Origin of the sequence: Chitinophaga barathri (genome assembly GCF_003807585.1) — a bacterium.
GTDB lineage: Bacteria > Bacteroidota > Bacteroidia > Chitinophagales > Chitinophagaceae > Chitinophaga > Chitinophaga barathri.
On sequence record NZ_RMBX01000009.1, the window covers coordinates 22,553 to 36,414 of the forward strand.

Annotated in this window: 12 protein-coding genes; 4 read left to right on the plus strand and 8 right to left on the minus strand. The window is 52.1% G+C overall.

The genetic code is table 11. The features are described 5' to 3' along the window. Nucleotides 1-199: 199 nt before the first annotated feature. The 3 genes from EG028_RS16770 to proS all read right to left on the minus strand — a co-directional run bounded on the left by EG028_RS16770 (nucleotide 200) and on the right by proS (nucleotide 5,392). Entirely contained in the window at nucleotides 200-961 is a 762-nt protein-coding gene (locus EG028_RS16770; protein WP_074237512.1) for a LytR/AlgR family response regulator transcription factor, read from the minus strand. Then, nucleotides 958-3,843, minus strand: a complete 2,886-nt coding sequence (locus EG028_RS16775; RefSeq protein ID WP_162946569.1) for a sensor histidine kinase — start codon at nucleotides 3,841-3,843, stop codon at nucleotides 958-960. The genes EG028_RS16770 and EG028_RS16775 overlap by 4 nt, the downstream gene beginning before the upstream one ends. A gap of 73 nt (nucleotides 3,844-3,916) precedes the next feature. Further along, nucleotides 3,917-5,392, minus strand: a complete 1,476-nt coding sequence (proS, locus tag EG028_RS16780) for a proline--tRNA ligase (protein WP_120517919.1) — start codon at nucleotides 5,390-5,392, stop codon at nucleotides 3,917-3,919. Nucleotides 5,393-5,713: 321 nt separating this feature from the next. Between proS and EG028_RS27740 the strand changes: the two genes are divergently transcribed. Both EG028_RS27740 and EG028_RS16785 read left to right on the plus strand, forming a co-directional pair. Beyond that, nucleotides 5,714-6,745, plus strand: coding sequence for a hypothetical protein (locus EG028_RS27740; RefSeq protein ID WP_162946568.1), 1,032 nt, complete (start codon nucleotides 5,714-5,716; stop codon nucleotides 6,743-6,745). A 98-nt stretch (nucleotides 6,746-6,843) separates the two neighbouring features. After that, on the plus strand, nucleotides 6,844-8,415 hold the full coding sequence (locus EG028_RS16785) for an OmpP1/FadL family transporter (protein WP_120517887.1): 1,572 nt from the start codon (nucleotides 6,844-6,846) through the stop codon (nucleotides 8,413-8,415). A gap of 52 nt (nucleotides 8,416-8,467) precedes the next feature. Here EG028_RS16785 and miaA read toward each other — a convergent pair whose 3' ends face one another. From miaA to EG028_RS16810, 5 genes are all read right to left on the minus strand, one after another. After that, the gene (gene miaA, locus EG028_RS16790; RefSeq protein WP_120517886.1) at nucleotides 8,468-9,373 is read right to left on the minus strand and encodes a tRNA (adenosine(37)-N6)-dimethylallyltransferase MiaA; all 906 of its coding nucleotides are present in this window, start codon (nucleotides 9,371-9,373) and stop codon (nucleotides 8,468-8,470) included. Nucleotides 9,374-9,519: 146 nt separating this feature from the next. Next, nucleotides 9,520-10,095, minus strand: a complete 576-nt coding sequence (locus EG028_RS16795; RefSeq protein WP_120517885.1) for an IS1096 element passenger TnpR family protein — start codon at nucleotides 10,093-10,095, stop codon at nucleotides 9,520-9,522. A gap of 35 nt (nucleotides 10,096-10,130) precedes the next feature. Next, a complete protein-coding gene (locus EG028_RS16800; protein WP_120517884.1) occupies nucleotides 10,131-11,549 on the minus strand; it encodes a CCA tRNA nucleotidyltransferase in 1,419 nt (472 codons plus the stop codon). 32 nt (nucleotides 11,550-11,581) lie between these two features. Beyond that, on the minus strand, nucleotides 11,582-12,154 hold the full coding sequence (locus EG028_RS16805; RefSeq protein ID WP_120517883.1) for an L-threonylcarbamoyladenylate synthase: 573 nt from the start codon (nucleotides 12,152-12,154) through the stop codon (nucleotides 11,582-11,584). After that, nucleotides 12,151-13,281 carry a glycosyltransferase family 4 protein gene (locus EG028_RS16810; protein ID WP_120517882.1) on the minus strand — a complete coding sequence of 377 codons (1,131 nt, stop codon included), beginning with the start codon at nucleotides 13,279-13,281 and terminating at the stop codon, nucleotides 12,151-12,153. The genes EG028_RS16805 and EG028_RS16810 overlap by 4 nt, the downstream gene beginning before the upstream one ends. 150 nt (nucleotides 13,282-13,431) lie before the next feature. Between EG028_RS16810 and EG028_RS27570 the strand changes: the two genes are divergently transcribed. Together EG028_RS27570 and EG028_RS16815 are read left to right on the plus strand one after the other, a co-directional pair. Further along, nucleotides 13,432-13,587: a microviridin/marinostatin family tricyclic proteinase inhibitor gene (locus EG028_RS27570; RefSeq protein WP_148086766.1), complete on the plus strand. Its 156-nt coding sequence runs from the start codon at nucleotides 13,432-13,434 to the stop codon at nucleotides 13,585-13,587. 40 nt (nucleotides 13,588-13,627) lie between these two features. Beyond that, nucleotides 13,628-13,810, plus strand: coding sequence for a microviridin/marinostatin family tricyclic proteinase inhibitor (locus EG028_RS16815; RefSeq protein ID WP_120517881.1), 183 nt, complete (start codon nucleotides 13,628-13,630; stop codon nucleotides 13,808-13,810). The last annotated feature ends 52 nt before the right edge of the window (nucleotides 13,811-13,862 follow it).

Here is a 13,862-nt window from a genome sequence, read left to right on the forward strand (position 1 = left end):
CGCCGGGGCTTTTTATGGCCATTATTGTAAAGGCTCACAAGAATGACCATATATCCTATGAAAACCCTATACTAAATTTAGTATTATATGTAATAAGGAGATCCTGCCAATTGGTAAACGATCAAAATTGGCTCGTTAACGATCATAAAGCTGCGGTGAAATAATATAATGGTAACAGGTAAAGGGCTTAAAGGTGGGGCTAGAGGTTGATGACACCTTTGAGCTGGGTGAAGAATTCATCCTTTTTGCGGGATGAAATGGGAATGTTTTTCTGGTCGCTCATGATCACGGCGGTCCCTAATCCTTTGATGATCTTGACAATATGGTGGATATTGATCAGGAAGGACTTGTGTACGCGGTAGAAACCTTTATCCGAGAGCATTTCCTCGTATTCCTTGAGGGATTTGGAAATGAGGTGGGAAACGTTGTTGATCAGCTGGATCTTGGTATAGCTGTCAAATGCCTCGCAGTAGATAATATCTTTCAGGTCAATGACATTATACCCGTCATTTACGGGTATTACGATCTTGGAGAACGCATTATCATTGTTTTTAACATAATCTTTGAGAATAGATGCCAGTTCGTTCAGGCGGCCCTTCTTGCTTCTCTTCACTTTCTCCAATGCATCTTCCACCTCACTCACCTTGATAGGTTTGAGCAGGTAGTCCAGCGCGGCGAATTTGATCGCCTGAAGCGCATATTCCTGGAAAGCAGTAATGAAAATCACTTCGAAGTTAAGGACAGGGAACATTTCCAGTAACTGAAAACCGTTATGTGGGGGCATCTCAATATCCAGGAACAAAACATCAATAGGGTTATTCTTGATCATTTCCGCGGCCTCATGGATATTTTGTGCTTCGCCTATCACCTTAACATCCTTGCAGTAATTTTCCAAAATGTTTCGCAGGATATGAATGTTGCGGACCTCGTCGTCAACAATGGCAGCTTTTATAATACTCATAACATCTTTACAATGGGAATCAGGATTTCAACCAAGGTACCTTCCTTGTTGCCGAATCCAGACTTAAATTTATCAATAATTTCTAACTTTCCAACGCTTCCATTAAAAGATTTAATAATCTGGAGCCTTTCCTTAATAACACTCAGCGCGGTGGATTCATGTTTTGCAAGCTTGCCGGACTTCATACTGTTCGCATGCTCCCATCCTATCCCATCGTCATCCACAGCGCAATACAGCAGGTCTCCCTGCATCTCCAGGCGCACCAGCAGGTGCCCGCTTCCGTTCTTGGGAGCAAGCCCGTGTTTTACCGCATTTTCGAGAATAGGCTGTATCAGCATCGGCGGAATATAGACGGTGTATTCCTTCAATTCCTGGCTTAATTCAAATTTATATACAAAGGAGTTGGCGAACCTGATCTTCTCCAGCTCCAGGTACCGCGCCAGGAAAGCGATCTCATCTTCCAGCGAGATGTAGCTTTTCCGGCTGTTATTGAGCATCTGGCGCATGAGCGTGGCAAAATCCGCCAGGAAGTTCAGCGCCTGCTTCTCTTCCTTCTCCAGGATGAGATGCTGCACGGAATTGAGCGAATTGAAGATAAAATGCGGGTTCATCTGGTTGGTGAGCGCCTTGGCCTCCAGCTCGGCTATGCGCCGGTTGTATTCCGTTTTGCGCTTCTCCCCTCCCTTCACCCGGTTGATGATATACCGCAGGATGAGCAGGATGGCCATTATCGCCAGCAGTACGAGTATACCCCTTGCCCACCATTCCTGGTACCATTGGGGCAGTATATTGATGCGCAGCGCCACCGGCTTGCTCCAGTCGCTTTTGTACTTCCGCGCCCTGATCAGCAGCGTATAATCGCCCGGCAGCAGCTTCGGGTAAGGCACGATGTTGCTCATGGTGGTTACCCAACCGGAGGATGTGTCGTTGGAGAAATTATATTGATACTCCACAAGGTCGGGCAGGTCGTAGGCAATGGCGCCAAACTCGACCTCGAATGAGCTTCCCCGCTGGTAAATATGCTGGAAATACGCCCGGGGCAGGTAATTGCTGTCCCCGTAACGGATGGCGTTCAGGTATACCGTCGGCGGCACCGTGTCCACCGGGATGTGGTCCCTGGAGAAATAACACAGCCCGTTGGAAGTAGCGATGTACAGCGTATCTCCCGCGTGGCTCAGGCCACGGATATCGTCGCTCATGAGCCCGTCGTTCGAGGTAAGGTTGCGCAGCAGCACGCGGTTGCGGGTGTCTATCACAGACACGCCGCGGTTGGTCGCCACATACAGGCGGCCGTTCCCGTCATAATAGAGCTGCTGACAGATATCGCTCACCAGGTTGTCCGCAGTCCTGAAGTGGCGGATCACCCGGTTATTTTTTAATACAAAAATGCCCTGGTCGCTGGTACCGATCCAGAGGAAACCGTCGATCCACTGCAGGTCCTTGATGCTCTGGCTCAGCCGCGGATCGTCCTGGATGGGGATAGGCTGATGGTTGCCCTCGCTGTAATACAGGCCGGTGCCGGTACCGAGGTAATAGGACGTATCGCTCACACAGGCCACGGAGGATATCTGGGTTTCCAGGTTGCTGAGGTCCATGGGGCGGGCGTCCAGGCCATTCACCACCTTGTTCCTTGCCACTACCCTTACTTTGCCGCCGGGCGTCACGTCCAGGTCTTTGATGCTACGGAGCTTCAGGGCTTCGCGGGGCTTGCGCATACCGGGTGAATATTCGTAAATGGCATTGTCCGTACCGATCACGGTGCCGCCTTTGGGCATGGGCAATATGCTCAGCACGCTATTCCGCCCGCCGGTAGAGTCCAGCGGGTAACGCTGGATGCGGCCCGCGGCGTCCATGATATTCAGCATGCCCGCGTTTTCGCCGATATAGAGCAGGCCGTTGCGCCGGTCTTTGAACACGCTGTAAATAGAATGCGAATAGAGGCCGTTCGTATTGTCCAGGTAGGCGAAGTAGAAGTTTTTGAAAGGGATGTGATACACCCCGTCCCCATAGGTGGTGATCCAGATGTTGCCGTCGCGGTCGTTGAGGATGGAAGTGATGAAATGGTTGTCCAGCAGCTTGCTGAGCTTGCGTTCGCCCTTAAAAAAGTCTTTGATGAAATACAGCGAGCGCGGCGTGCCGATCCATAGGTTGTCCTTGTCTATGCTCATGCAGCTGATCTCTTCCGTGATGCCCCATTCGGAGCCTTTGAAAAAAGGAATGATATCCCGCGGGGTAAAGGAATACAGTGTATTGTTCACGATCACCACCGGGTTCCGGCGGATGCGCGAGCCAAATCTTTCGTCCTGAACGGGGAAGGCGGGGCTGAGGAATATTTTCTGGGATTCGTTGCTGCTGTCTTTGACACTGGCCAGGTGGAAATATTCCTGCAATGGCTGGAATATCGTATCCTGGCTGAGCAGCCACATAATGTCCGTGGGTTTGGTGCCGAGTTTGTAGGTGGTCTGGCGGCCGTTGTATTGAAGCACCCGGCCGGCGGTGTTCAGGAACCAGATGTTGCGCGCCTTGTCCTGGAAGGCATATTGCATGTAATGGCTCCGGCTGAGGTATACCAGGCTGGAATCATTTTCGTCGTTGTGCAGGATGTGGCGGTAATAGTAGGAAAGGCGGCCATTGTTGGTGAAGAACCAGATCCTGCCGCGGCTGTCCGCCGCCAGTTTGATGACGTCGTTGTCTGTAAGGCCGTCTTTTTTGGTGTAATTGCGGAAACGTTTCCCGTCGAACTTGCTGACGCCGGTGGGCGTGGCAAACCAGATAAAACCTTCCTGGTCCTGCACGGTGCTGTATACCGTAGCGTTGGCAAGCCCATCCTTTACATTATAATTGCGTATTACCAGGCCCTGTGCGTTTGCAGAACGGGACAAAACCAGGCAAAAGAGCAGAAATACTATGTAACGGATGGCTTGCATCAACAGCTGATGGCTTAAATATGCTTGATTAATACGCTCTTGCAAACAATACCCTTTCCCTGGAAGGTTTGCCGGTCAGGATGCAGCTGCCTGCTTCCTGCGGGTTGTCCAGGGGGATACAGCGGATCGTAGCCTTTGTACGTTCCTTGATGGCTGCTTCTGTTTCGGCTGTACCGTCCCAGTGAGCGGATATAAAGCCGCCCTTTTCGTCCAGCAGTTTCTCAAATTCATCCCAGGTATTGGCAGGCGTTATGTGTTCTTCCCTGTATGCTTTTGCCTTGTCAAACATTCCCTGCTGGATCTCTCCCAGGAGGTTCAGGATGTGTTGTGCAATGCCATCCAGCGATACGCTGGATTTGGTTTTGGTATCCCTGCGGGCTACTTCCGCCACGTTGTTTTCCAGGTCGCGCGCGCCGATGGCCAGCCGTACGGGTACGCCTTTCAGTTCGTACTCCGCAAATTTGAAACCGGGGCGGTTGTTGTCCGAATCGTCGTATTTCACGCGGATGCCGGCTGCCTTGAGCTCTTTAACGATCGTTTGTACTTTTTCGTCTATGAGCGCTTTCTGATCATTGCCTTTATAGATAGGCACGATCACTACCTGCAGGGGAGCGATGCGGGGGGGCAGGATGAGCCCTTCGTCGTCGCTGTGCGCCATTACGAGCGCGCCCACGAGGCGGGTGGATACGCCCCAGGAGGTGGCCCATACGTATTCAAGTTTGTTTTCTTTGTTAGAGAACTGAACATCGAACGCTTTGGCGAAGTTCTGGCCCAGGAAGTGGGAAGTGCCGGCCTGGAGGGCTTTACCGTCCTGCATCAGCGCTTCGATGCAATAAGTGTCTACCGCTCCTGCAAAACGTTCGGAAGGGGATTTAACGCCTTTGATAACGGGCACTGCCATATAGTTTTCGGCGAAATCCGCGTATACGTCCAGCATCTGCCTGGTTTCCGCAATGGCTTCTTCGGCGGTGGCGTGAGCGGTATGCCCTTCCTGCCAGAGGAATTCGGCGGTGCGGAGGAACAGGCGGGTGCGCATCTCCCAGCGCACTACGTTTGCCCATTGGTTGATGAGCAGGGGCAGGTCGCGGTAAGACTGGATCCAGTCCTTGTAAGTATTCCAGATGATCGTTTCCGAAGTGGGGCGAACGATCAGTTCTTCTGTCAGTTTGGCGTCCGGGTCTACAATCACACCGCCGCCGTCGGGATCGTTTTTGAGGCGGTAGTGGGTTACCACGGCGCATTCCTTGGCAAAACCTTCCACGTGGGCGGCTTCTTTGCTGAGGAAACTTTTAGGGATAAAAAGGGGGAAATACGCGTTCTGGTGACCTGTTTCTTTGAATTTGGCATCCAGTACGTCGCGCATATTTTCCCAGAGGGCAAAACCGTAGGGTTTGATCACCATGCAGCCTTTTACGGCGGAATAGTCGGCCAAACCGCCTTTCAGAACAAGGTCATTGTACCATTGCGCATAATCCTGTGACCGGCTAGTAATCTCTTTACTCATATTAGACTTTTTCTTTTTCCGTTTTCCGGGGAAGTTGATTTTTTCAAGTACCTGCAAAACAATCGTTTAGCAGGGCGGCTTCTCCGTTCATCCGTTACAGTTGCCATTCACCAGAAAGCCTGTATTTACGGGGCTTCCAGGGCAATATATTGGCGTAATATTTGTTCTATTATTATACGGAAACGACACAAACCTACGTTGAAAACAGCAAACCCTCTCAACCGGGTGTGCGAAGATAATAAAACGCTTTGTGGTGTAACCCTTTAACGATAAATTTCGTTTAAATTGAGTAAATTTACATTGTTAATCAAATATCATCAGATGAAACCTATGATATATAGTGCAGTAGCCGCCCTGCTTGTGTTCAGCAGCTGTTCTACCGCATATCAGACCGCACAGACGCCGGATGATGTTTACCACTCACCGGTTAGACAGCAAACAGTGTACGCCAGCAACACGGCCAGAAATACGCAATCCGCATCCAATGTCGAAGAAACGTATGATGACGACGGCAACACCTATGTAACTTATGAGGACGATGAGGACGAGCGTTATGATTACGCGCGCCGCATTGACCGCTTCAGCAGGGGCTATAACGGCAGCTACTGGGACGGTTATTATTTTGACAGCTTCTACGGCAGCCCGTACATGGGTATGGGTGGTTATTACGGCGGCTTCGGCTCTCCGTGGTACGGCTCTTACTGGGGCGGTCCTTCCCTGACAATCGGCCTGGGCTGGGGTTATAACCCCTGGCGTTACAATGGCTTCTACGGTCCGTCTTACGGCGGATGGTACGGCGGCCATGGCTGGTATGGCGGCGGTTGGGGCGGCGGAGGCTGGTACGGAGGCTACCCCGGCGGTTATTATCCCGGCGGCGGCTGGTACGGCGGAGGATATCATGGCGGCGGCGGTTATTATACCCGTCCTTCCAATTCCTACGGCCCCCGTGGTTCTTCCAACTCACGTGTGTTCAATTCCCGCGACAGCTACACTTCACCCAGACCGAATACCCAGGGCCGTTCAGTTCCCCGCAGGAGCTTCAATGGCAATGGTACCGAAGTGCCCAGCGGAAACTACAACACCGGGCGCCCGAGCAACGGCAACAACAGTTCTTCTCCGAGAAGGGTATTCCAGCGTTCCACTACCGAACGCCCGGTAACGCAGCCCAGCAACAGCAGGCCGCAGCCCGAACGTTCCAGCAGAACTTACGAGCGTAACTACGACAGGAGTAACAACAGCACTCCCCAACGCTCAGAGCCCGTTTACAGAGCACCAGAACCGCAGAGAAGCGCTCCCAGCAGCTCTCCATCCAGCACACCATCCAGAACTTTCCGTCCCAGAGGCGGCAGGTAATGCCATATTCTTATCAGTCACGTATTATTCAATTCATAATACGTGACTGATTAATCTTATATTTGCATTCGCAATATTTTCTCACCAGACTTTTTAAGATGAATAAAAGGATCACATTTCTTTTGATAGCCATAGGTGTATCCAGCCATGTCATGGCGCAGGATGAAGGGGATGCCTTACGATACAGCCGCCTGACCACAGGAGGAACGGCCCGTACACAGGCTATTGGCGGCGCAGCAGGTTCCCTGGGGGGTGATATTTCCGCCACCCACGTGAACCCGGCAGGGCTTGGCTTTTTCAAAACGAGTGAAGTGAACGTTTCGCCCGGTTTTTATTTCCGCAGCAACAGCTATAATTACCTGGGAAGCGCCACGGATGCAGACAAAAGCGGCGCCATACTGAACAACATCGGCATCGTTTTCGGGATACCCACCCGCCGCAACCCGAACTCTCCCTGGAAAAACTTCGCGTTTTCGCTGGATTATAACAGGATGGCGAATTTTAATAACAAAACGTATATCGCCGGTACAAACCATACTACCAGCTATTCCGACAAATGGGTGGAAACGTTGAATAATGGCGGAAGTCCTGTGTCCCTGGATGATGCGGAATACTCCTATCCCCTTGGCGCCAGCCTCGGTTACTGGGGGTTCCTGCTGAACAGCGACCGGGATCAGGCTGGCATCCCGACGAACTATTACACCGTCGTAAATCCCACAAATCCCGGAGGCATCGACCAACAGGATGTTGTGAAGGAAAAAGGCGGGCTGGATGAGTTCTCTCTTGGTTTTGGCGGCAATTACAATGAACAGTTCTACATTGGGATCTCCGTTAACTTCCCAACTATTCACTACGAACGTTCCAGGACTTTCGCCGAAGATGATCTGTCCAACGATAACGACAACGACTTTTCCTTCTTCGAACACACCGAGAACCTGACAACGGATGCGGTGGGCTTCAACTCGAAGCTGGGTATCATTTATGCCCCCATGCCGAGCCTCCGCTTAGGCCTCGCGTACCATACCCCCACCTGGTTCAATATGCGCGACGCTTCCACAGCCAGCCTGCTGGTAAATACAGAAAACCTGCCTGCAGACGGTGTGTCTGAACGTTTCAAGACTTCAGAGTCATTGACGAATGGCTTCCCGGTGGAATACGAATATAGCATGCGCACGCCTGCCAGGGCCATGGCCAGTGTATCCTACATTTTCGGTACCAATGCGGACGTAAAACAGCAACACGGTTTTATTACCGCGGACGTGGAATACGTCAACTACGGCGGCACCAAATTCAAATACAATAAAGGAGGAGCGGAAGATAAGCAGATTGCTGACCGGCTGAACAACGTGATCGATAATGCTTACAAAGGCGCGGTGAACCTGCGCGTGGGCGGTGAGATGAAGTTCAACGTATTTGCAGTGAGAGCTGGTTTCAACTACATGGGCAACCCGTACAACTCCGAATACTCCGATGTGGACGCGAGCATCAAAAAGGTGAGCGGCGGCGTTGGTTACCGCAACAGGGGCTTTTTTGCCGACCTGACTTATATTCATACGCTTCCCACGAAAGACGTCTACGTACCTTACACCCTCAGCGGAATGCCGGTTGCATCCGCATCAGCAGACCTGAGTGGCGGTAACGTGGTGATGACGGTGGGCTTTAAATTCTAAATAATATAAATTCCGGATACAAAAGGAGGAGGGGCTTGCGTCCTTCCTTTTTTTATGCGTGTAACTGCCGGAGTACTGCGCTTTCAATGGTCTCCCCTTCCCGCGCGTCGAACCACTGGATGGCGGCATCGCGGCGGAACCAGGTGAGCTGGCGTTTGGCGTATTGGCGGGTATGGGTCTTAATGCCGTCTATGGCTTCAGGAAGGGTTATTTTACCGTCAAAATGATCGAATATTTCCGAGTAGCCTACGGTCTGAAGCGCATTGTGCCGGCGGAACGTTTCCACGCTGCGCACTTCATCCACAAGACCGGCTTCCATCATCCTGTCCACGCGGTGATGGATGTTTTCATGCAGCAACTCTTTCGGTAATTGCAGCCCTATTTTGATCACATTAAAATCCCGCTGCTGCTGCGTACCCGAACGGAATGCCGTAATGGACTGACCGGTGGCTTCAAACACTTCCAGGGCCCGCAGCAGCCGGTGAGGGTTATGTATTTCCGCGAGGGCGTAAAACCCGGGGTCTTTCTGTTGCAGGGTTTCCTGCAGCCAGGCGATCCCCTGCCGCCCGTATTCTTCCCTCAGCCTGTTCCGGATCTCTTCAGGCACCGGCGGTATCTGGTCCATTCCTTCCAGGAAAGCGCGGATATACAGGCCTGTACCACCTGTTACAATGGCAAAGGGCTGACGGGAGAAGATCTCGTCCGCATACCGCAGCGCAAGCTGCTCGTACATGGCAGCGTTTACTTCTTCTGTAATGGAGTGGGAGTTGATAAAATAATGAGGGACGGCCTGTAGCTCAGCCGCATCAGGCTTTGCGGTGCCTATGGTAAGCTCGCGGTAACACTGGCGGGAATCCGCAGAGATGATCTCCGTTCCCAGCCGTTCCGCCAGGCGTATAGCCATAGCCGTTTTCCCTACCGCGGTAGGCCCGGCGAGTACCACAACCGTATTTTTCATATGAAAAGAGCCTGGGCCGTTTGTTTTATTCCAACGGGGACCAGGACTAAATGATCAGGGTGATTGGGAATATAAAGGAACCCCGGCCGTTTGCCTGTATGGTATGCCCGGGGCCTGAGATCCACGGAATGTAGCCACGACTGGGGTTAGAATGCGTTTTCTTCCTCGCCGCCGGTTTCTTCCAGGCCGTCATCTTCGCTGTCCGTCTCCTCTCCTTCTTCACCAAAGCCGTCTTCGGGCATGCCTTCGCGGTTCAGGTCGTATTTCTCTTCCATTTCCACGAGTTTGTCGCCGATAAGGCCTTTGGTGCCATACTGGCTGGGGGCAAGGCCTTCCTTACGCACGCAGGCGGGGTAGCTGAGTTTGGTGTTCTCATCTTTGGCAACACCGATCAGCTCCACCAGGAACGTCCAGTTTTTGGCGTAGTCGTAGAGATAGATGAATTTCTGATTTGGAGCCTTTACCATGGCGCCAACAGGGGTTTCAGACATCAGCAGCGGTTCCGCTTTGCGGGGCTGGGGATCTTTTTCAAGGAGTATTTCACGGCCCCGTTGCCAGTTGTCATTGCTACGGAAAAAGGTAGCCTTATGTTTGGAATCAAACTCATATGCGGTCAATATGGCTTGATGGAACTGCAAAAAATTCTGGCTAGGCTTTACCGCAATGTCTCTATAGACACTCTCATCCTCTTCCCAGTAAACTCGAAACTTCAATACCGGCATATGAATTACATTAAGCGTAAGGCAAAAATACCAAATTATTTAACAGGGGTCAAGTCAAGTTCTCTTGCTTTCCGCAACATATACTGATAGGCTGCTTCAAAGGAGTTAGGTATCTCCCCGTCGAGAATGGCTTCGCGGATCGCGCTTTTGAGATCGCCCACTACCCTTCCCGGCTTCAGGTTAAACGTTTCCATGATCATTTCTCCCGTAATGGGCGGCTGCCAGTTGCGGATGCGGTCGTTTTCCTCCACTTCCTTCAGGCGTTCGCGCACCAGCTCGAAATTTTCCATATACCGTTTCACCCTCGCCTTGTTCTTGGACGTAATATCCGCTTCACAGAGCATCATCAGCGAATCGAGGTCCTCCCCGGCGTCAAACAGCAGGCGGCGTATAGCCGAATCAGTTATATTCTCCTTGGTAAGGCTGATGGGGCGCAGATGCAGCTCCACCAGTTTTTTCACCAGCCGCATACTTTCATGCTGCGGCAGTTTGAGGCGCGCAAAGATACGCGGCACCATTTTTCCGCCCACCGCATCATGACCGTGAAAGGTCCAGCCATGGCCTTCCTCGAAACGTTTTGTGGCGGGTTTGCCAATGTCGTGCATAAGCGCGGCCCATCGCAGCCATAGGTCGCGGGTATGGCGGGAAATATTGTCGATCACCTGGAGGGTGTGATAAAAATTGTCTTTATGCCCTTTGCCTTCCACCGTTTCCACGCCCACCAGGTCCACCATCTGCGGGAAAATGATCTTCAGCAGCCCCGTTTGGTACAGCAGATCGAGGCCGATGGAAGGTTTGGAAGAAAGCATGATCTTGTTGAATTCATCCGTGATCCTTTCCTGGGTAATGATCTTGATACGTTCCGCATTGTCTTTGATAGCCTGGAAAGTATCCGGGTGGATCGTAAAATGCAGCTGCGAGGCAAAGCGGATGCCGCGCATCATACGCAGTGGGTCATCGCTGAAGGTGCGCGCGGGGTCCAGCGGGGTGCGGATGATCTTATCAGCAAGGTCCTGCCGGCCGTTAAAGGGGTCGAGCAGTTGGCCGTAATCCGCTTCGTTGAGGCTGATTGCCAGTGCGTTGATGGTAAAATCGCGGCGCAGCTGGTCATCTTCCAGCGATCCGGGCGCTACCTCGGGGTTGCGGCTGTTTTCACTGTAACTTTCCCGCCTGGCGCCAACGAATTCAATTTCAATGTCTTTATACTTGATCTGGGCTGTGCCGTAGGTTTTGAAATAGTTCACTTTAATGGCAGGGTCCAGCAGGGAAGCTACCCCGTGCGCGAGAGCGATACCGTCTCCCACGCAAACGATGTCCATATCTTTTGTGTTGCGGTTCAGCAGTTTATCCCGCACAAAACCGCCAATGAGATAACAGGGAACGCCAATCTGGCGCGCCGCTTGTGCCACGCATCCGAATAACTCCTTTTCCCGTGCCGTACAGGGAATCTGCATATACTTTCTACTGGTTTAGGGCGCAAAAGTACTCAATTACGGATGATTTCCAGTGCTCCATCTTTGCCGATGCGCACAATACGCGAGGGCCTTGCCGGCGTATGATCCTGCTGGCGGTACTTCACCGTATAATCCACGCCGTGGCGGATGGCATCTTCCACATCACCGAAAACAGCGGGCGATGGCGCTCCGCTCAGGTTCGCGGAGGTGGACACCAGCGGTTTGCGGAGACGTTTGATCAAATGCCTGCAAAACGTGTCCTGCACAATGCGGATGGCGATGGACCCATCCTGGTTGATGACGCTGGGCGCCAGGTGCAGTGCTCCTTCGTAAATGACCGTGGTGGGGCGGTCGAACGATTTGAGCGTGAGTTCGATATCCGGCGGGGGATGCGCGAGATAACGCACCAGGTCCCTGGTATCGGCCATGAGGATCACGAGGCTTTTGGCTTCACTGCGTTGCTTGAGGGCGTAGATGCGTTTTACGGCTTCTTCGTCCGTGGCGTCGCAACCCAGGCCCCAGATGGTATCTGTCGGGTAGAGGATAATGCCGCTCTGGCGCAGTACGGCAAGACTTTTGGTGATATCGTTTTCAAATTCCGTCATGCTGTAATGTTTTTATATACATCCATCACCGCGGCCGCGCATTTATCCAGCGTAAACTGCTGCGCGTGAAGGATGCCTTTCTGCCGCATGTCCGCCCTCAATACCTCGTCTCCCGCTACCTGTTCCATCGCATCCGCAATGGCGGCCGGCCGGAAGGGATCCACATACAGCACGGCGTTCCCGCCTGTTTCCGCGAAGCAGGAGCCATTTGAAGTGATCACAGGCGTGCGGCTCCAGAGCGCTTCCAGGATGGGGATGCCAAAACCTTCGAACATGGAAGGATATAGCAGCGCCACGGCCCCCTGGTAAAGGGCCGGCAGGTCCGCGAAGGCGAATTTATGCGTTTCGTTCAGCCAGACCACCTGCTGCTCCAGGCCTTCTTTGCGGAGATATTCCTTTATTTCCTTTTTATACCCGCTGCCATCGCCGAGTACTACCAAAGGTATATCCAGCTTGCCTTTCAGGGAGCGCATCGCCTGCGAAATGCCCATCAGGTTTTTCCTTTCGATTACGGAACCCACGTACAGGAAGTACTGCTGCGGCAGGTTGTAGCGGTTTTTTATGGCATTCACCTCTTCAGCGGTATGTTGTTTTTCAAAAGAGGGGTCGCAGCCCTGGTAACACACACTGATTCGCTCTTCCGGCACACGGTAAAATTCAATGAGGTCCGCTTTGGTCTGCTCACTGATGGCTATTACGCGGCTGGCCTCGCGGCAGGCGTACACGGCTTTGCGGCGGTAGGTGTATACATCAATGGGATTATATTGTTTCGGATAACGCTCAAAAATGAGGTCGTGCATGGTCACCACGCTTTTTACGCCGCTTTTGTGGATACCGAAGGGCAGTTCCGCGCTGAGGCCGTGATACACGTCGATCTTGTGTTGCCGGAGGTCATTCACCACCCAGCGGCTGCGCCATACAGGCTTCAGCCAGCGGTGATGGGGCCTTTGGGGCAGGATGGTCTGCATCCCGCCGGAGGGCCTGAACAGCGGTTTGGATTTGGGGGCAAAAAGGAAATAATGATGCTGGGGATAGTACTCCGCGAGCGACCTGACGAGCGTGCGGCTGTAGTTCCCCAGGCCTGTGCGGTTCTGAAAAGCCCGCTTGGCGTCGAAACCGATGTTCAAAGCGAATAGTTTGATTCGGGGGCAAAATACTGAATTTGATTTTTTTCTTTCCTGTAAAAATGCTAATTTAATTGTCCGCTTATTGACCCGGGAACTTTAGCAACGGACATTTTCTTCTGCATTCATCAATCGTAAAAAATTAATACTTGTATGCAACCCGAAGTAAACCCTGTAGAAAAGCCATTCTTTGCCCAACTGCTCGAGCAGCAGAAGGCCTCAGAAAAAGACCCTCCCATCTTCACCCTGAAGATATTCGATCATGTGGAGCATACCACCAAGTATCCTTCGGATGGTGATGAGGTGTAACCATATTTCTTCCATTTAAACCATTTAAACACGAACAGGTATGAAGCCCAATGAACAGGTATTAAAGCCGTTTTTTGCACAATTCCTGGAATCCCAGCAAAAAAACGCGCTTCCAAAACAACACCAGGCAACTGAAAATAACTGGACCAGCAAGCTGTCCGATGTTCCCGATCAGACGCATAAATATCCCTCTGACGGGGATGAGGAATGGTGGCTGTTATAAAGTCCACCCGCATTCATTCATCATTGCAAGCAATGGCTCCGGCCGTTGCTTG

What these genes read in the sequence shown, in the direction of transcription:
- EG028_RS16805 (WP_120517883.1), bottom strand. Translation starts at nt 12,154, where the DNA reads ATGACGGAATTTGAAAACGATATCACCAAAAGTCTTGCCGTACTGCGC.
- miaA (WP_120517886.1), bottom strand. Translation starts at nt 9,373, where the DNA reads ATGAAAAATACGGTTGTGGTACTCGCCGGGCCTACCGCGGTAGGGAAA.
- EG028_RS16795 (WP_120517885.1), bottom strand. Translation starts at nt 10,095, where the DNA reads ATGCCGGTATTGAAGTTTCGAGTTTACTGGGAAGAGGATGAGAGTGTC.
- EG028_RS16785 (WP_120517887.1), top strand. Translation starts at nt 6,844, where the DNA reads ATGAATAAAAGGATCACATTTCTTTTGATAGCCATAGGTGTATCCAGC.
- EG028_RS16815 (WP_120517881.1), top strand. Translation starts at nt 13,628, where the DNA reads ATGAAGCCCAATGAACAGGTATTAAAGCCGTTTTTTGCACAATTCCTG.
- proS (WP_120517919.1), bottom strand. Translation starts at nt 5,392, where the DNA reads ATGAGTAAAGAGATTACTAGCCGGTCACAGGATTATGCGCAATGGTAC.
- EG028_RS16770 (WP_074237512.1), bottom strand. Translation starts at nt 961, where the DNA reads ATGAGTATTATAAAAGCTGCCATTGTTGACGACGAGGTCCGCAACATT.
- EG028_RS16800 (WP_120517884.1), bottom strand. Translation starts at nt 11,549, where the DNA reads ATGCAGATTCCCTGTACGGCACGGGAAAAGGAGTTATTCGGATGCGTG.
- EG028_RS27740 (WP_162946568.1), top strand. Translation starts at nt 5,714, where the DNA reads ATGAAACCTATGATATATAGTGCAGTAGCCGCCCTGCTTGTGTTCAGC.
- EG028_RS27570 (WP_148086766.1), top strand. Translation starts at nt 13,432, where the DNA reads ATGCAACCCGAAGTAAACCCTGTAGAAAAGCCATTCTTTGCCCAACTG.